The organism is Mammaliicoccus sp. L-M44, assembly GCF_022386355.1.
In the GTDB taxonomy this organism is placed as follows: domain Bacteria; phylum Bacillota; class Bacilli; order Staphylococcales; family Staphylococcaceae; genus Mammaliicoccus; species Mammaliicoccus sciuri_A.
On the sequence record NZ_JAJNIU010000014.1, the window covers coordinates 38,320 to 58,341 of the forward strand.

At 32.3% G+C, this 20,022-nt stretch carries 13 protein-coding genes; 11 read left to right on the forward strand and 2 right to left on the reverse strand.

The genetic code is table 11. The annotated features are described in order from the left end of the window. The first annotated feature begins 208 nt into the window (after positions 1–208). From pruA to LQ611_RS09035, 3 genes are all read left to right on the forward strand, one after another. Positions 209–1,753, forward strand: coding sequence for an L-glutamate gamma-semialdehyde dehydrogenase (gene pruA / locus LQ611_RS09025; RefSeq protein WP_025904701.1), 1,545 nt, complete (start codon positions 209–211; stop codon positions 1,751–1,753). Positions 1,754–1,823: 70 nt separating this feature from the next. Continuing rightward, positions 1,824–3,014 carry an ornithine--oxo-acid transaminase gene (locus tag LQ611_RS09030; protein WP_107565322.1) on the forward strand — a complete coding sequence of 397 codons (1,191 nt, stop codon included), beginning with the start codon at positions 1,824–1,826 and terminating at the stop codon, positions 3,012–3,014. Positions 3,015–3,122: 108 nt separating this feature from the next. Next, positions 3,123–4,367: a Glu/Leu/Phe/Val family dehydrogenase gene (locus tag LQ611_RS09035; RefSeq protein WP_025904703.1), complete on the forward strand. Its 1,245-nt coding sequence runs from the start codon at positions 3,123–3,125 to the stop codon at positions 4,365–4,367. Between the two features lie 47 nt (positions 4,368–4,414). On the opposite strand, the gene argH is transcribed toward LQ611_RS09035, so the two are convergent. Both argH and LQ611_RS09045 read right to left on the reverse strand, forming a co-directional pair. Beyond that, positions 4,415–5,788: an argininosuccinate lyase gene (argH, locus tag LQ611_RS09040; RefSeq protein WP_107590547.1), complete on the reverse strand. Its 1,374-nt coding sequence runs from the start codon at positions 5,786–5,788 to the stop codon at positions 4,415–4,417. Continuing rightward, positions 5,785–6,987, reverse strand: coding sequence for an argininosuccinate synthase (locus LQ611_RS09045; RefSeq protein WP_107565320.1), 1,203 nt, complete (start codon positions 6,985–6,987; stop codon positions 5,785–5,787). Before LQ611_RS09045 ends, argH begins: the two co-directional genes overlap by 4 nt. 210 nt (positions 6,988–7,197) lie before the next feature. Between LQ611_RS09045 and LQ611_RS09050 the strand changes: the two genes are divergently transcribed. The 8 genes from LQ611_RS09050 to LQ611_RS09085 all read left to right on the forward strand — a co-directional run bounded on the left by LQ611_RS09050 (position 7,198) and on the right by LQ611_RS09085 (position 20,009). After that, on the forward strand, positions 7,198–8,535 hold the full coding sequence (locus tag LQ611_RS09050) for a glucose-6-phosphate isomerase (RefSeq protein WP_107565319.1): 1,338 nt from the start codon (positions 7,198–7,200) through the stop codon (positions 8,533–8,535). 94 nt (positions 8,536–8,629) lie between these two features. Then, the gene (locus tag LQ611_RS09055) at positions 8,630–9,538 is read left to right on the forward strand and encodes a nuclease-related domain-containing protein (protein WP_107565318.1); all 909 of its coding nucleotides are present in this window, start codon (positions 8,630–8,632) and stop codon (positions 9,536–9,538) included. A gap of 414 nt (positions 9,539–9,952) precedes the next feature. After that, on the forward strand, positions 9,953–10,567 hold the full coding sequence (locus LQ611_RS09060) for a TVP38/TMEM64 family protein (protein WP_025905258.1): 615 nt from the start codon (positions 9,953–9,955) through the stop codon (positions 10,565–10,567). Next, positions 10,564–11,094, forward strand: coding sequence for a signal peptidase I (gene lepB / locus LQ611_RS09065; RefSeq protein WP_103361877.1), 531 nt, complete (start codon positions 10,564–10,566; stop codon positions 11,092–11,094). Before LQ611_RS09060 ends, lepB (LQ611_RS09065) begins: the two co-directional genes overlap by 4 nt. Positions 11,095–11,113: 19 nt before the next feature. Continuing rightward, positions 11,114–11,680: a signal peptidase I gene (gene lepB / locus LQ611_RS09070; protein ID WP_025905256.1), complete on the forward strand. Its 567-nt coding sequence runs from the start codon at positions 11,114–11,116 to the stop codon at positions 11,678–11,680. 96 nt (positions 11,681–11,776) lie between these two features. After that, positions 11,777–15,247 carry a helicase-exonuclease AddAB subunit AddB gene (gene addB / locus LQ611_RS09075; RefSeq protein ID WP_107565317.1) on the forward strand — a complete coding sequence of 1,157 codons (3,471 nt, stop codon included), beginning with the start codon at positions 11,777–11,779 and terminating at the stop codon, positions 15,245–15,247. Then, complete coding sequence (addA, locus tag LQ611_RS09080) at positions 15,244–18,882, forward strand: helicase-exonuclease AddAB subunit AddA (protein ID WP_107572688.1); 3,639 nt, start codon at positions 15,244–15,246, stop codon at positions 18,880–18,882. The genes addB and addA overlap by 4 nt, the downstream gene beginning before the upstream one ends. Further along, entirely contained in the window at positions 18,882–20,009 is a 1,128-nt protein-coding gene (locus tag LQ611_RS09085) for a DUF418 domain-containing protein (RefSeq protein WP_107590548.1), read from the forward strand. The genes addA and LQ611_RS09085 overlap by 1 nt, the downstream gene beginning before the upstream one ends. Positions 20,010–20,022: the final 13 nt, after the last annotated feature.

Consider the following 20,022-nt stretch of genomic DNA (forward strand, 5'->3'; position numbering starts at 1 on the left):
GATAATCCGGCTTTTTTTATGCGAAAAATCACTTCATTTGATGAACATTTAAACGGCTTTTTGAATATTTATTTGAAGTAAATTTACAACTTATTTTTATTGTAAAAATTCAGAAAAAAATAGCTTGAAGTAATCTATAAAAGTGTGTCATTATAGGAATGTAAGGGGTTTCTTAATACCCCGTATAAACATAGGGAGGTTTACTTTAATGATTCCATACAAACACGAACCATTTACTGATTTTACGAAAGAGGAGAATAAGGCTGCTTACTTAGAAGGTCTTAAAACAGTTGAAGGATATTTAGGAAAAGAGTATCCAATTATTGTTGGAGGCGAACGTATTTTTACAGAAGATAAAACACGTTCATATAACCCTTCAAATATTGAAGAAACAGTAGGATTAGTTTCTAAAGCAAGCAAAGAACATGCTGAAAAAGCAATGGAAGCTGCTAAAGAAGCCTTTAAAACATGGAGAGATACTGATCCAAGTGTCCGTGCTGACGTTTTATTCAGAGCAGCAGCAATTACGAGACGTCGTAAACACGAATTCTCAGCTTTACTTTCTAAAGAAGGTGGTAAACCATGGAAAGAAGCAGATGCAGATACTGCTGAAGCAATCGACTTTATGGAATACTATGCACGTCAAATGCTTGAATTAAAAGACGGTAAAAAAGTAGAAAGTCGTCCAGGAGAATATAATAAATATAATTATTTACCAGTTGGTGTAAGTGTTGTTATTTCACCATGGAACTTCGCATTTGCAATCATGGCTGGTACAACTGTAGCACCAGTCGTAACAGGAAACACTGTGTTATTAAAACCATCATCTAAAACACCAGTTATCGCTTATAAATTTATGGAAGTTTTAGAAGAAGCAGGTTTACCAAAAGGGGTGGTAAACTACATTCCAGGTTCATCAAGTGAAATCGGTGATTATTTAATTGATCATAAAGATACAAGTCTTATTTCATTCACTGGTTCTCGTGATGTAGGTGTTTCTATTTACGAAAGAGCTGCAAAAGTTCAAAAAGGCCAAACACACCTTAAACGCGTTATTGCTGAAATGGGTGGTAAAGATACAATTATTGTTGATTCAGAAGGCGACTTAGATTTAGCAGCTGATTCAATTGTACAATCAGCATTTGGATTCTCAGGTCAAAAATGTTCAGCATGTTCACGTGTCATTGCAGTTGAAGATATTTATGATGAATTATTAGACAAAGTAGTTGAACGTACAGAAAAACTAACTGTCGGTGATTCAACTGACCAAGCTAATTATATGGGTCCAGTAATTGACGAAAACTCATTAAACAAAATTAAAAAATATATCGAAATCGGTAAAAAAGAAGGCCGTATTGTAGCAGGTGGTACAACTGACGAAGAAAAAGGACATTTCGTTAACCCAACTGTTATTGCTGATTTAAAACATGACGACAGAGTAATGCAAGAAGAAATCTTCGGACCAGTTGTTGGTTTCAGCAAAGCAAAAGATTTTGATCAAGCAATTGAATTTGCAAATGATACAGAATACGGTTTAACAGGTGGCGTTATTACAAATAACCGCGCTAAATTAGAACAAGCACGTAGAGACTTTATGGTAGGTAACTTATACTTCAATAGAGGATGTACAGGTGCAATTGTAGGTTACCAACCATTTGGTGGCTTTAAAATGTCAGGTACAGATTCTAAAGCAGGTGGACCAGACTACTTAGTACTTCACTTACAAGGACGTACTACTTCAGAAATGTTATAATATTGTTGAAATAATAAAAATACAGTAGGGCGTATACATGCTCTACTGTTTTAATGGGAGGAGATTTAATATGACAAAGTCACAAGAAATCATTGAACAAACAAATACATTTGGTGCGCCGAACTATTTGCCATTACCAATTGTAATTTCAGAAGCGGAAGGTATTTGGGTTAAAGATCCAGAGGGCAATCGCTATTTAGATATGTTATCTGCTTATTCTGCAGTTAACCAAGGTCATCGTCATCCGAAAATTATCCAAGCATTAAAAGATCAAGCAGATCGTGTAACACTTACTTCACGTGCATTCCACAGTGACCAATTAGGTCCTTGGTATGAAAAAATTTGTAAACTTGCAAATAAAGAAATGGTATTACCAATGAACACAGGTGCAGAAGCTGTTGAAACAGCGATTAAAGCTGCAAGACGTTGGGCATATGATGTGAAAGGTGTAGAAGATAACAAAGCAGAAATCATTGCGATGAATGGTAACTTCCATGGTCGTACAATGGCTGCAGTTTCACTTTCTTCAGAAAAAGAATACCAAAGAGGTTATGGTCCATTATTAGGTGGATTCAAACTTGTTGATTTCGGTGATATCGAACAAATTAAATCTGCTATTACACCAAATACAGCAGCCGTATTAATTGAACCTATCCAAGGTGAAGCGGGTATTAATGTACCTGAAGACGGTTATTTAAAACAAATTAGAGAAGTTTGTGATGAAAACAATGTATTATTCATTGCAGATGAAATTCAAGCTGGTCTTGGTAGAACAGGTAAAATATTCGCAACAGATTGGGATAATGTTCAACCAGATATGTATATCTTAGGTAAAGCATTAGGCGGAGGCGTATTCCCAATTTCATGTATCGTTGGTAATAAAGAAATACTAGAAGTATTTAACCCAGGTTCACATGGTTCTACTTTTGGTGGGAACCCTCTAGCATGTGCAGTATCTGTTGCAGCATTAGATGTACTAATTGATGAAAAATTATCTGAACGTTCTTTAGAATTAGGAACTTATTTCAAAGAAGAATTACAAAAAATTGATCATCCATCAATCAAAGAAGTAAGAGGTAAAGGTTTATTCATCGGTATCGAATTAACTGAAGATGCAAGACCATATTGTGAAAAATTAAAAGAATTAGGTCTGTTATGTAAAGAAACACACGATACAGTTATTCGTTTTGCACCACCACTTATTATCGAAAAAGAAGATTTAGATTGGGCACTTGATCAAGTTAAGTCTGTTTTTAAATAAAAAATCTGATAACGTTTACAAAAAAACGTTTAAGACCTTTTAAAAATAATCAATTATGTTACAATTATTTAGAGATTAAAAGTATTTAAAAAAGAGGCGAAGAGGATCATGAGCGAAAATTTAAATTTAGTTTCATCGACACAAGAAATTATTGGTGAAGCCCTTAATAAATTAGGTTTTGACGAGGGAATGTACGATTTAATTAAAGAACCAATGAGATTATTAACAGTGCGTATACCTGTTAGAATGGATGACGGTTCTGTTAAGACATTTACTGGTTATCGTGCACAACATAATGATGCAGTTGGACCAACTAAAGGTGGGGTTCGTTTCCACCCAGATGTTGATGTCGAAGAAGTAACAGCATTATCTATGTGGATGACGTTAAAATGTGGAATTGTAGATTTACCATATGGTGGTGGTAAAGGTGGTATTGTCTGTGACCCAAGACAAATGAGTATTCATGAAGTAGAAAGATTATCTCGTGGATATGTTCGTGCTATTTCTCAAATAGTAGGTCCTACAAAAGACATTCCAGCACCAGACGTATTTACAAACTCACAAATTATGGCTTGGATGATGGATGAATATAGTCAAATGGATGAATTCAATTCTCCAGGATTTATTACTGGTAAACCTATTGTTTTAGGTGGTTCTCAAGGTAGAGATCGTTCTACTGCATTAGGTGTTGTTATTGCAATTGAAGAAGCAGCTAAGAGACGTGGAAAAACAATCGAAGGTTCAAGAGTCGTTATTCAAGGATTTGGTAACGCAGGAAGCTTTTTAGCGAAATTCTTATATGATCAAGGCGCTAAAATTGTAGGTATTTCAGATGCTTACGGTGCACTTCATGATCCTGAAGGTTTAGATATCGATTATTTATTAGATCGTCGTGATAGCTTCGGAACAGTTACAAATCTATTTGATGACACAATTTCTAATAAAGAATTATTTGAAATTGATTGTGATATCCTTGTTCCAGCAGCGATTTCAAATCAAATTACAGAAGAAAATGCTAATGATATTAAAGCTGAAATTGTAGTAGAAGCAGCTAATGGTCCAACTACAATGGCAGCAACTAAAATATTAAGTGAGCGTGGCGTTCTTCTTGTACCAGACGTACTAGCAAGTGCTGGTGGCGTAACAGTATCATACTTCGAGTGGGTACAAAATAACCAAGGTTATTACTGGACTGAAGAAGAAGTTAACGAAAAACTACGTGAAAAATTAGTTAAAGCTTTTGATACAATTTACAACTTATCAGAAAACAGAAAAATAGATATGAGATTAGCAGCTTATATTGTAGGTATTAAACGTACAGCTGAAGCGGCTAGATATAGAGGTTGGGCATAAGCCTTAACCAATAAAAAACACACCATTTTGAATGGTGTGTTTTTTGATTATATGAGTTCTTTAGCGACATTAATTTGATGTTGTACGGACTCTTGACCTGTTGAACCATAACTTTTTCTACGGTTTAAACAGTTTTCAGGTTTCAAGTAATCATATACATTTTCTTGTATACGTTCGTTATAAGATTGATATTGTTCTAATGGCACATCTAATAAATATTTGCCATTTTGAATGCACCATAAGACGATTTTACCTACGATCTCATGTGCTTCTCTGAAAGGTATATTTTGTTCTACTAAATAATCAGCTAGCTCAGTAGCATTAGAAAAATCTTTATGCACTGTTTCATTTAAACGCTCTTTATTCACTTGCATAGTAGAAATCATACCTTCGAAAATACGCAATGAGCCTTTAATCGTATGAATGGCATCAAACAGACCTTCTTTATCTTCTTGCATATCTTTATTATATGCGAGTGGCAAGCCTTTTAAAGTAACGAGCATACTCATTAAATGACCTGTTGTTCTTCCTACTTTTCCTCTAATCAATTCAGCCATATCAGGATTTTTCTTCTGAGGCATAATCGATGATCCAGTAGAAAAACTATCTGATAACGTAACGAATTTAGCTTCATCAGTAGACCAGAAAATAATTTCTTCAGCAAATCTTGAAAGGTGAACCATCGTTAATGAAATATTATGTAATGTTTCAACGATATAATCACGGTCACTAACTGCATCAAGACTATTTTCATATAAACTGCTAAAGTTTAAAAGTTCTTGTGTACGATGTCTATCAATAGGGTGCGTTGTACCGCTTAAAGCTGCAGCACCTAGTGGACTGATGTCGATTCTTTTTAAACTATCATTAAATCTCGATTTATCACGCTCTAACATCCAGAAATAAGTCATGATATGATGTGCGAAAGATATAGGTTGCGCTCTTTGTAGGTGCGTGTAACCAGGCATGATAGTATGCACATGTTCATCAGCAATAACAAGAATTGATTTTTGAAGTGATTCTATAAGTGTAAGAATCTCTTGAACATGTTGTTTTGTATAAAGGTGCATATCCGTTGCAACTTGGTCATTTCTACTTCTACCAGTGTGCAATTTACCGCCAACTTGACCAATCTTCTGAATTAAAGCAAGTTCAATATTTAAATGAATATCTTCTAGTGATTCAGAAAGCTCAAGATTACCATTATAATAATCGGCTTGGATATCTTTTAAACCTTGAATAATTTGATTTGCTTCTTCTGTCTTGATGATATTTTGCTCGGCTAACATTGTTGCATGTGCAATACTACCTTGAATATCTTGATCAATTAAATTTTTATCAAAATGGATAGATGCATTAAATGCATCTACCCATGATTCAGGGTTAGACTCGAATCTTCCACCCCATGCTTTTTTTGTCATTTTAAAACACCCTCTGTTTCTAATAATGCTTTAACTTTAGTAGGTAAACCAAAGATTTCAATGAATCCTACAGCAGCTTCTTGGTTAAATGCGTCTTCTTTAGTATACGTAGCAAGTGATTCATTGTATAAACTAAATGGAGATTTACGTCCATTAACGATTACATTTCCTTTAAATAGTTTAACACGTACTGTACCTGTTACTTGAGTTTGTGTAGAATCGATAAATTGTTTTAAGCTATCTGTTAATGGAGAGAACCATAATCCATTATAGATTTGTTCAGCTAATTGTTTTTCGATTACCGGTTTAAAGTGTGCAACGTCTTTAGTTAAAGTAATCGTTTCTAATGCTTTATGTGCTTCCATTATAACCTTTGCACCTGGTGTTTCATATACTTCACGTGATTTAATACCAACTAAACGGTTTTCTACGTGATCGATTCTACCGATACCGTGTAAACCAGCAATTTCATTAAGTTGTAAAATTAATTCATCTAACGGATATGATTTATTATTGATTGAAATAGGTAAACCTTTTTCAAATACAATTTCAAGTTCTTCTGGTGTGTCAGGTGTTTCTTCAATTGGTTTCGTTAAATCATATGCATCTTCTGGTGGTGTCGCAAATGGATCTTCAAGAATACCACACTCATTACTACGACCCCATAAATTTTGGTCAATTGAATATGGAGAATCTAAATTGATAGGAATTGGAATGTTATGTTTTTTAGCATAATCAATTTCTTCCTCACGACTCCAAGACCATTCACGTACTGGCGCTAATACTTCAATATGAGGTGCTAAAGCTTTAATAGCTACTTCAAAACGTACTTGGTCATTTCCTTTACCAGTACAGCCATGTGCTATTGCAATCGCATCTTCTTCTTGCGCGATTTCAACTAATTTCTTAGAGATAAGTGGTCTACTTAATGCAGAAACAAGTGGATAACTTCCTTCATACATTGTATTCCCTTTAATTGCATATCCAACAAAATCTTCACTGAATTCTTTTGTTGCGTCTATTACATATGATTTTTCTGCACCCATATCATATGCTTTTTGTTTTACTAGTTCTAAATCTTTACCTTCACCAACATCTAGGCAACATGCAATTACTGTATATCCTTTTTCAATTAGCCATTTTACTGCAACGCTCGTATCTAATCCACCTGAGTATGCCAATACAACTTTATTAGTCATTAAAAAAACCTCGCTTTTGTATTAATATTTAATATCTTGTATATTTAATCGATAAACATACAATATCATATTAAGAATGAATGTTCAATAGTTATTTTAAATATTTATGCACTTAAAAGTATATCGTTGCATTTCGATTGAAAGCCTATGAAAACTAGAGTAAAATAAAGACGTTGTTGAAATTAAATATAGATTACATAGGAGGATATTATGTCACATATTCAATTTGATTATAAAAAAGCTTTAACATTTTTTGGTGAACATGAGTTAGAACAATCACGTGATCTAGTAAAAAATATACATCATGTTATACATGAAAAGACTGGAGCAGGTAGCGACTTTTTAGGATGGGTTGACCTTCCTGTAGATTATGACAAAGAAGAGTTCGATAGAATTCTAGCTGCTTCTAAACGTATTAAAGAACAATCTGAAGTATTACTTGTAATTGGTATTGGTGGTTCATATTTAGGTGCTCGTGCAGCAGTTGAAATGTTAAATTCTACATTTGCTAATTATGAAAAAAGTGAAAATCCTCAAATTATATTTGTAGGACATCATTTATCTTCATCTTATGTACATGATTTAATTCAGTATATAGATGGTAAAGATTTCTCTATTAACGTTATTTCTAAATCAGGTACAACGACTGAACCTGCAGTAGCATTTAGAATCTTCAAGAAAATTTTAGAAGAAAAATACGGTAAAGAAGAAGCTAAAAACCGTATCTTTGCTACAACTGATAAAGAAAAAGGTGCTTTAAAAGATTTAGCAACTGGTGAAGGATATGAAACATTTGTCGTACCAGATGATGTCGGTGGTAGATATTCAGTATTAACAGCAGTTGGATTATTACCAATCGCAGCAAGTGGTATTGATATTCAAGATATGATGAAAGGTGCTGCAGCTGCACGTGAAGATTTATCATCTTCAGAACTTGATGACAATATTGCATATCAATATGCAGCAATTCGTAACATCTTATATGCAAAAGGATATTCAACAGAAATGTTAATCAACTACGAACCAGCTTTACAATACTTCAGTGAATGGTGGAAACAGTTATTCGGTGAATCTGAAGGTAAAGACTTCAAAGGTATTTATCCATCAAGTGCAAACTTTACTTCTGACTTACATTCACTTGGTCAATATGTACAAGAAGGACGTCGCTTCTTATTTGAAACAGTTGTAAAAGTTGAAAATCCTAAACATGATATTACAATTGAAGAAGATAAAGACGATTTAGACGGTTTAAACTTCTTAGCAGGTGAAACAGTTGACTTCGTTAATACAAAAGCATTCCAAGGAACATTATTAGCACATACAGATGGTGGCGTACCAAACTTAGTTGTTAAAGTTCCTCAATTAGATGCATATACATTCGGTTATGTTGTATACTTCTTCGAATTAGCATGTGCTATGAGTGGTTATATGTTAGGCGTGAATCCATTTAACCAACCAGGTGTTGAAGCATACAAACAAAATATGTTCGCATTACTTGGTAAACCAGGATTCGAAGACTTGAAAAAAGAATTAGAAGATAGACTATAATATGAAGCGTATCTTAGAAAAAAGTCCCCAAATTTAATTTGGAGGACTTTTTTTATTTTGGATTTGAAATTTTTGAAGAAATGAGTGGTATTTTATGAAAATACGTAAAAATTTATTTTTAGCTTATATTGATGCATTGCAAAATAGGATAGATGTGTTACCTGAAAATATAGATGAACAATACCAAGTCACAAAACAAGGGTACGAAGGTGAAAAAGCATTCGCTCAAATACTTGAAAGTTATGGGGCAGAATGGTGGCTATATGATTTGCAGATTAAAAATTTTAACCATATTCAATTTGATTTTGTAGTCATAACAGACGATGCCATCATCCAATTTGAAATTAAAAATTATACAGGTGACTATTATTTTGATCAGCACAAACTATTTAGAAGTACAGGTTTTGTATCTAAAGATCTTATTAATCAATATGAAGTTGCTCAAGAAGGCTTAAAAAGAATCGTTGAGAAATATAAATTGAAACGCAAAGTAGAAAGCTATGTTGTTTTTATACATCCAACATTCACATTACATGGTGATTTACGATCTCGAATGAACATTATTTTAAAAAGTGAGATACATAAAATAAAAGATATGGTATTACAAAACTTTAAATATGAAGAAAATAAATGGATATATCACAAACTAAAAAGCCTACATGAACCATTTTTAAATACAAATGAAATACCAAATTTGAATATAGACTATAAAAATTTAAAAAGAGGCGTACGATGTACAAACTGTCGAAAGTTGATTCGAGTAGATGAATTATTTAATAAACGAAAATATTTAAAATGTCATCATTGTAAAAAAGAATTGAATAGAGCGAATATTATTATTCAATCATTAGAAGAATTATATTTATTAAAAGGCGCACCATTTTCAGTAAAAGAAGCAGAAATGTGGACGGGGGTCTACAGAAGTTCCATAAAGAGAATCCTATATAAGTACTTTATTAGAAGTGGTAATAGAAAAAGTACTAAATATGGACCGATAAAATAAATTACCGGTCCAGAAATGAGAAATATGGACCGATAAAAAAATTTACCGGTCCAGAAATGAGAAATATGGCCGATAAAAAAATTACCGGTCCAGAAACGAGAAATATGGACCGATAAAAATAAATTACCGGTCCAGAAATAAGAAATATGGACCGATAAAAAAAATTACCGGTCCAGAAACGAGAAATATGGACCGATAAAAATAATTATCGGTCCATAACCAGCGATTATCCATACCAGCAATCTCATTATCTCCATAAACTAAATTCCTCCTACTGAGCAATCATTAGCTCCTACCAACCTATAAATTCCTTCTCATTCCTAAAGATACGACTTTTGTATGATGTCAATTTACTTTTCTATTTACACATTTATCGGTATAATTAATCTAAATTTAAGAAGGAAGTTGCGTTACATGTTAATACAAGATTTAATGAATTGGTTCAGTGAAGAGAATATTACTGAATTAATTGAAACGTTTAGATCGTTCGGGATATTCATAGCATTTTTATTACCTTTTATTGAGGCATTCTTACCGTTTTTACCGATTATTCTCTTTGTTATTGCTAATGTAAATGCTTATGGATTATTGCTAGGTTTTATCATTACATGGGCTGGTACTGTTTCGGGAAGTTATATTGTCTTTTTAATCTTTAGATTAATTTCTAAAAAGCCTTTTATGAAAAGGATTGTTGAACAGCCTAGAGTTGTAAGATTTATTCAGTGGATTGATGAACACGGCTTTGGACCACTGTTTATTTTGTTATGCTTTCCATTTACACCAGGTGCTTTAGTTAATATGGTTAGTGCATTTTCAAATATTAGTAAACAAGTCTATTTAATCGCGTTAATTTTATCAAAAGCCATTATGATATTTACGTTAAGTTTCATTGGTGCCGATATAAATTCCTTTTTTGCAAGTCCTAAAAAGAGTATAATAGTAGTCGTGATTATATTTGTACTCTGGCTAGTTGGAAAAGGCTTAGAAAAATATTTTGATAAACGCTTAAAAAATAGGAGTCAAAAATGAAAAAAATATTCGAATGGATAATTGCAATTATTATTGCGTTAGTATTATTATTTGCTGTAAGAACATTTTTATTCATCGGTTATGTTGTAGACGGAGACTCAATGAAACCAACTTTTCATGATAATGATAGAGTAATTGTTAATAAACTTGTTAAAAATTTTGGACAAATTAATAACGGTGATGTTATCGTATTTCATGCGAATAAAAATGCTGATTATATTAAAAGAGTTATCGGGTTACCAGGCGACACAGTTGAAATGAAAAACAACAAACTGTATATTAATGGTACTCATGTAAATGAGCGTTATTTAAATGATGATATAAAAACTGATGACTTCAGTACAAGAACAATTCAAGGATCTAAAAGTGATGTTATTCCTAACGGTGAATATCTAGTATTAGGTGACAATCGTAGCAATAGCAGAGACTCAAGAGAAATTGGATTTGTACATGAAGATGATATCGTTGGTACTGTGAATTTAAGATATTATCCATTTAATCAAATAGATGTGAATTTTGATAAATAATAATAATGAGGTGGCATTTTTGAAAAAAGAGATATTTGAATGGGTTGTGGCGATTGCAGTAGCAGTTGTATGTGTATTATTGATACAAAAATTCTTATTTGTAACATATACAGTTTCTGGAGATTCCATGTACCCAACTTTAAAAAATAGTGAAAAAGTAATCGTCAATAAAATTGGTTATAAAGTAGGAGATATTGATAACGGTGATGTTATTGTATTCCACGCAAACGCAAATGATGATTATGTAAAACGTGTTATCGGTAAACCTGGTGATACAGTAAAATATGAAAACGACCAATTATATGTAAATGGTAAAAAAGTACCTGAAGAATACTTGAAAGCAAACAAAGCGAATAAGTCTCGTGATTTATTGACAGAGAACTTTGAAGTAAAAGATTTAGTGAATTCAAATGGTGCTAATAAAATACCTAAAGATGAATATTTAGTCTTAGGTGACAATCGTGAAGTGAGTAAAGATGGCCGTTCATTTGGTTTGATTGATAAAGATGTCATTGTTGGTGAAGTTGCATTAAGATTCTGGCCAATTAATCAATTCCATTATAATTTTGACCCATCTACAAATTAATATAAAAGTTCTGTAACACCTTACTTTGAAATTAAGTGAGGTGTTCTTTTTATGTTAAAATAAATGAATAAGAGAACGTAAGGGAGGTAGAAATAAATGCAATTAAATGTATGGATTGGACGAAGTGGGACCGGGAAAACGAATCAAATGCTTAACCAAATGACTGAAGCTATGATTGAAAATCCATTAGGAGACCCAATTATATTTTTGACGCCAACTCAAAATACCTTCCAATATGAACAAGCATTTGTTAAAAATCCTAATTTAAAAGGAAGTATACGTACTTCAGTATTCGGATTTGAAAGATTAAGTTGGAGAGTTTTAAGTGATGAAGGCGGTCTTGTTGAACAACAAATTTCAGATGAAGCGTTAGAAATGCTTACATATCACTTATTACATACACATAAAAAACAATTAAATTTATATCAGTCTACCATTCAACATTATGGGTTTAGTCATAAAATGATGAATGAGATTAAAGACTTCAAGAAATATAATGTAAGTCCTGATGATTTATCACATTATATTGAACATAACGAAGCCATTCCTAAAAGAATGAAAGATAAACTTAGTGATATCGAAACAATATATAAAGCGTTAGAGGATCAATTAAACGGACGCTATGTACAGGCAGAAGATGTCTTGTATAAATTAATTGAGAAAATACCTAACTCAGACTACATTAAACAAGCAGATATTTATATTGACGGTTTTCATAACTTTTCAACACTTGAATATCGCGTTATTGAAGCCTTAGTTAAATATAGTAAGTCGGTAACAATTGGTTTAACGACAGATGGAGACAAAGATCCATTTAGCTTATTTAGAAAAACATCCGAATCTCTCAATCATGTTGAAGACATTGCGGATGCATTACAAATTAAGATTAACTATACGCACTTTAAGACAACGGAACGATTCAATAATCAAAAAGTATTAAAGCATTTGGAAAGTCAATTTGATGCATTACTACCGAATACCATTGATAGTGAAGATTTGAAAATTATTGAAACATCCAATATGAGAGATGAAGTTCAATACGTTGCGAGAGAGATATTAAGACGTTCGAGAGAAGAACATTTATCGTACAAAGACATCGCGATACTTTATCGTGATCCAGGTTATGAGCAGTTGATTGACACGGTATTACCGCATTTTAATATTGCATATAATCATGATGCGAAAAAGAAAATGGCATATCATCCGTTCATTGAATGTTTAAGGTCTATGTTAGAAGTCATTCAAACTGGATGGAGATTTGAACCTGTCATGAGCATGTTGAAGACAGGCATCTTAACAAGCCATATCCCAAATGCGCCTTATTTAATTGATATATTAGAAAACTATGCATTTGAAAGAGGGATATCTGGTAAGAGATGGACGAATCCAGAATTTTTCACAGTTGAATCTTTTGAAAAACTCGGCAAAAAATCATTAAGAAAAGAAGAAGATACATTTATAGAAGAAGATAGAAAAACAGTGCAAAGTGTCATCGACTTGAAAGATTATGTTGTGAATCGAATTGAAAAGTTGAACGAAGCTTTAGCTGATAGTCAAACAGTAGAAGACTTTACGAGTCGATTATACGGCGTTATCGAACAATTTGATTTACCTACGCACTTAATGACAATGCGCGATGAATTAGAAATAAAGCATCAGTTTGAAGAAGCGGAAGAAATTGACCAAGTATGGGAAGGTACAATTCGCATATTTGATGACATCGTAGAAGTGTTAGGCGATGTAAAGCTTTCTTTAAATGAATACATCGAAATATTAGATAGAGGATTGGATGAATTAGAATTCTCAATGATTCCACAAACACTAGATGAAGTAACAGTCGGTAATATGGATTTAGCCAAAGTGGATAATAAAGAAATTGTATTCTTGCTTGGTATGAATGACGGTGTCTTACCGAAAGTATCTAATCAAATGTTGTTATTAACAGACGATGAGAAAAAAGAATTAGCAGCATCAAGCGGTTTAGAATTAAGCCCGACGAGTGATATTTTACAGATGGATGAGGCGTTTGTATGTTATATTGCGATGACGCGTGCTAAGAAAGAAGTTATATTCACATATAGTTTAATGTCCGATGGCGGAGAAATTAGAGAGAAGAGTCCATTTATCAATACGATTCAATCTCTATTTACAAACCTCGAAGTTCAATCATTAAAATCAAATATAGAACACAATCCTATCCAACTATTAGAACATGAACATCAAAGTCAAATGCATATATTTGAACATTTAAATGATTGGATGAATGATGAGATTGTTAATGATATATGGTTAGATGCGTATCATGCTTCATTAGATATTCATCATTTAGATCATACTGTTCAATTTTTAACATCAGCTTTAACGTATAAAAATGATACAGTCCAATTGAATACAGACGTATCTGAATCACTATATGGTCAGAAAATAAATGCCAGTGTATCAAGGTTTGAAACATATAATCAATGTCCATTTAAACATTACGTTTCACATGGTTTAAAATTAAACGAACGTACGAAATATCAAATTCAAAGTGTCGATATCGGTAATATATTCCATCAAACATTGAAATATATTTCAGATGAAGTAAATGGAGACTTTAGTAAGTTATCAGCGAAAGCCATGACTAAACTCATAAACGAAGCTATCGATGAAAGCTTGCCTAAAATTCAATTTGATGTCCTACATCGTACTGCACATTATAGATATTTAAAATTACGCATCCAAAACATTTTGAAATCTACATTAGAAGCAATGAAGTATCAAACAAGTCATTCAAAATTCAAAGCTTATCAATTTGAATTAAACTTTGGTGCAACATCTAAACATCAATTAAAAACGACACCTTTAGCAACGAAACGAAAAATTCCAATTAATATTAGAGGTCAAATTGATAGATTGGACGTATATAAAGGTAAAGATAAAGATTATGTGTCCATTATTGACTATAAGTCATCTGTGACAAGTTTAGATTTAACTAAAGTAATGTATGGCATGCAAATGCAAATGTTTACGTATTTAGATGTCGTACTACAAAATAAAGCTTTGTTAAATCTACAAGATAATGTATCACCTGGTGCATTATTGTATTTCCATGTGCATGAACCTGAAATTAAAGCAACAAGTTGGGGTGAAATTCCAGAAGTAGATGATATTTATCAACAAACCATTGAAAAATTCAAAATGGACGGCTATGTGAATAGAAATCCTGAAGTAGTCGATGCGCTTGATGATAAATTGATAGATCAATTAAAATCTGACATGATTCCTGTTACGAAAAAGAAAAATGGTGAATTGAATAGTTATAGTAAAGCTTTAGATGAAGAACTATTTTTCAAATTAATGAATAAAAATAGAGAAAACTTTGTTGAAACAGCCACACAAATTATGGATGGGCATACAGAAGTTTCGCCTATGCGCTATCAAAAGCGATTACCTTGCCAATTTTGTGAATTTAAATCAGTTTGTCACATCGACCCTATAACTGATACAGAGCAATATAGAGAAATCGAACATACATTAACGAAAGATGAAATCATCGACATGTTGAGAGAGGAGGCGGAAGAATGACATTGCCAGAAAAGCCGATAGATGCACAGTGGACGGATGATCAATGGAAAGCGATATATAGCGAAGGGAAAGATATCCTTGTTGCAGCTGCAGCGGGAAGTGGTAAGACAGCTGTGCTAGTTGAGCGTATTATTCAAAAAATTATGCGTAACAAACAAGACGTCAATAGGCTGCTTGTTGTAACCTTCACTAACGCAAGTGCGAGAGAAATGAAAGCAAGGGTCAATGCTGCGATTCAAAAAGAAAGTATTAAATATCCTGAAGATGAACATTTGAAATCACAAAGAATTAAAATTCATCAAGCTCAAATTTCTACACTTCATAGCTTTTGTTTAACATTAATTAAATCACATTATGACACGATTGATATTGACCCAAACTTTAGAACTGCAAATGAAGTTGAGAGTATTGTCTTATTAGAACAGGCAATAGATGATGTGTTAGAAAGCTATTATGAAAAGAATGAACAGACATTTTTAGAAATCGTTGAGCATTTATCCAATGACCGTTCTGACGAGCCTTTAAGAGCATTATTGAACCGTTTGTATCGATTTAGTATTGCGCATGCAGATCCTTTCGCGTGGTTAAATGAATTGGATCAACCATATGATCAAATTGATGAAAATCATGCTTATTTTAAAATGTTTGACCAACTTATTTATCGTAAATTAGATAGTGCTAAAAATGCTTTGTATCAGTCAATAGATTGCTACCAGCATTTGAATGAAGTGGATAAACATGTGAAATATCTTGAAGGTGAACGTATATGGTTGGAGCGCGTATTTGAAGGTAGTAAGCCACTTGATCAAATACATTTAGATATGGCAGCAAAGAAATTACCGACAAATAGTGCAAAGATTAAGTCTGAAAATGAAGGGTCAGAGCAATTACTGGTACTAGGTAAAGACTATCATACAGCCTATATTGACCACTTAAAAGAACTGACTGAAGGTTATCTTAGCAGAAGTAGAGAAGATTTAATTCAAGATATGAAAGATATGGGACCAAGAGTGAAAGTGATTGCGGATATCACGAAAGATGTCATTCAATATTTCCAATCACTTAAACAACAAAAAAGAATTATTGATTTCTCTGATTATGAACATTTAGCTTTAGAAATTTTGACAGATGATGATGGTAATCCTTCAGAAATTGCATTGCAATATCGAGATTACTTTGATGAAATTTTAGTAGATGAATATCAAGATACTAATAGAGTACAAGAGGCTATCATCAGTTGTATTAAACGTGGAGAAGAGCATAATGGTAACTTGTTTATGGTTGGTGATGTGAAACAATCCATCTATAAATTTAGACAAGCTGAGCCAGAATTATTTATAGAAAAATATAAACGATTTAATGATCCGAAAATAGCATCAGGTGAAGTGATCGATTTATCTAAGAACTTTAGATCTAGAAAAGAAGTGCTCGATAATACGAATTTTATCTTTTCACATATGATGGATGAAGTTGTAGGTGAAATTGAATATAACGATGAAGCTAAATTGTATTACGGTGCAGATTATGATTCACAACATACGCCATTAGAAATGGATATTATCGTCCAAGATTCATTTGAAGTAGAAGATAATAATCTTATTGAAGCAAAGGCTATTGTAGATAAAGTGCAATATATATTAGATAACAAACGCGTATTTGATAGAAAAACGCAAAGTTATCGACCTGCAACATTTAAAGATATCGTGATTCTTGAGAGAAGTTATAGTAATGCGATGCACATGCAACAACAATTTAAAGAAGCGAATATTCCGTTTTATGTAGAATCGAAAAAAGGCTACTTCGAACAAAATGAAATTAGATTGATGCTTTCATTTTTACGAGTAATAGATAACCCGTTGCAAGATAAATATTTAGTTGGTGTTATGCGTTCGATAGCATTTCAGTTTAAAGAAGATGAACTTGCTGAAATTAGAAATAAAGCGCCGCAAGAAATTTACTATATAGATTCTATTTATAAATATATGTCAAATCCAGAAGCGGACACAGCACTAGTAGAAAAGCTTAATCAATTTTTAACGCAATTGAAAGACTATCAAGCATATAGTAAGTCTGTCCCGGTATGGCAACTGTTGGATAAATTGTATAATGACTATTACTTAATTTCTTACTTTAGTGGCCTTACTGGTGGTGTTCAAAGAAGACAGAACTTATACGGCTTATTAAATAAAGCTATACAATTTGAAGCATCAAGTTTAAGAGGTATTTTCCAATTTATTAGATTTATCGATGAATTAATTGATCGTGGCCAAGATTTCGGACAAGAAAGTGTTATAGGGCCGAATGATGATGTTGTACGTATGATGACGATTCATAGTAGTAAAGGTCTGGAATTTCCGTTTGTTATTTATTCAGGTATTACACGTGAATTTAACCGTACTGAATTAAGAGAGCATGTTATCTTAAATAATCGATATGGATTAGCTTTAACATATTTCAATACTGAAAAAGAAGTCTCATTCCCAACATTAGCATCTATTATATTTAAAAATATTAACGAAACAGAAATGATTTCTGAAGAAATGAGATTGATTTATGTCGCATTAACGAGAGCTAAAGAGGGATTATATCTTATTGGTCGTGTTAAAGGTGATAAAGCACTCGAAAAAATTGGGCTTGTTAGTGCAGATCAAGATGAAATGATTGAATCTGAATATAGAGTGAAGGCGAAATCACCATTTGATCTTATCTCTTCAGTTCTAGCTAAATCGAAAGATAATGGTTTATCACACTCAATGCCATTTAAATCTGAACGAAGTGAATCTTTTAATATCAATATCATACGTGACGAAGAACAAGATGAAGAACAAGATATCTCATACGAGAAACCAACATTAGATACACTTATGAAATATAAACCTTCTGAGAAAAAGGATGAAATCTATAATCAGATGGTGTACAAATATCCGGATGAACAACTGTTAAATATTGCAGCAAAACAATCTGTTTCTGAAATTAAACGTCAGCGAGAAACTGAAGAAGCAGGAACGGATTATCAAATTGTGAGACAATATCAGCTTGGTACTAAATCATATGACAGACCTAAGTTTATGACTAAACAAAAAAGACAAAGTGCAGAAATTGGTACTTTGATGCATGCTGTCATGCAACACCTTCCTTTAAAACAAGGAGGTTTATCTGTAGAAGACTTACAAAATCTTGTACATGAGTTGATGGATAAAGAAATACTACCTGATGACGCTATGCAAGATTTAGATTTATCATTAATAGAAGTGTTTACACAATCTGATTTATACAAAAGGTTAGTTAATGCAGACAAAGTCATGAGAGAGGTACCTTTTGTAGTTGGTCAAGATGATATCGATCAAGGTTTATCTTTCGATGTTTCTGAAAAAGATAATAAACCCATAATTCAAGGGATGATAGATTGTATATTTATTGAAGGAGATAAAGTATCATTTATAGATTATAAAACAGATGCATTTATCGTTCGTAGAGGTAAAACAAAAGAAGAAGTAGCAGAAACGATGAAACAAAAGTATGACGTTCAAATGCGTTATTATCAAAATACATTGGAAACAATATTGAAGAAACCAGTTGAAGGTTATTTATACTTCTTTCAATATGGAACGAAACACATCAAGGAGAATCATTAATGGCAAAACAAAGAATATTTAGTATTGATGCTTTAAGAGGGTTTAGTTTACTAGGTATATTACTTATGAATATTTTAACCTTTGCTTATCCATATCAAATCATCAATCCGTTTGAGTTTTTTCAACATCAAGATGGTGCATGGTTTAAAATCAGTTCATTATTTATAATCGCTTCGTTTTATCCAATATTTGCATTTCTATTTGGTTATGGTTTGTCTATCATGTATCAAAATAGTTTGGATAAGGGATTAAACTATTATCCAATGATTACGAGAAGATTATTATTTTTATTATTGCTAGGTATCATTCATGGCGTGTTCATTTTTTATGGTGATATTTTATCAACATATGCATTGTTAGGTTTAATAGCAATCATATTTGTGCGCTTGAAACCACAATTTACATTAGTTGCACTATCAATAGGAATCGGCATATTTGTACTGTTATATTTACTGCCAATGATTTTATTAAAAGATGTCACACAAATAGAAAGCTTCGTAGGATTACAAGAATTAGAAAGAGTTAATAATATATTATCAAGTGCTGATTATGTATCGATTATTGGATTTAATTTGAAATATTTTGGTATGAATATTGCGAACGCCATTCTAGTAGGACCATTTTCTATTTTACCGATTATGCTATTCGGTATTTATGCTCATCAAATTAATTGGTTTAACAAAATTAAACAACATAAAAATCTATATATGGTGATAGGCGTTGTTGTATTAATTTTAGGTTTAGCGATTAAAATGATTCAAATCGTGTTAGAAGGTTCAGTGACATCACAATTAATGAGTCAGATGATTGGTGGTCCAATTGTTGCATTGAGCTATATTATGTTCTTTGTGATCTTATGTGAAGATCAAACAGCTCGAAAAATTTTAACGCCATTACAATCAATCGGAAAACTAAGCTTAACGACTTATATTTCACAAAGCATAATATGTATAATCATATTCTATGGTGTTGGTTTAAATTACTACGGTAAGTTACCTGTCTTAAACATTTATATAATAGGTATCGTTATTTATTTCGTCCAACTTATCGTGAGTTATCTGTATTTAATGAAATTTAAACAAGGACTATTGGAAAAATTATGGAGAAAAGTAACATATTTAAAATAATCGATTGAAAAGC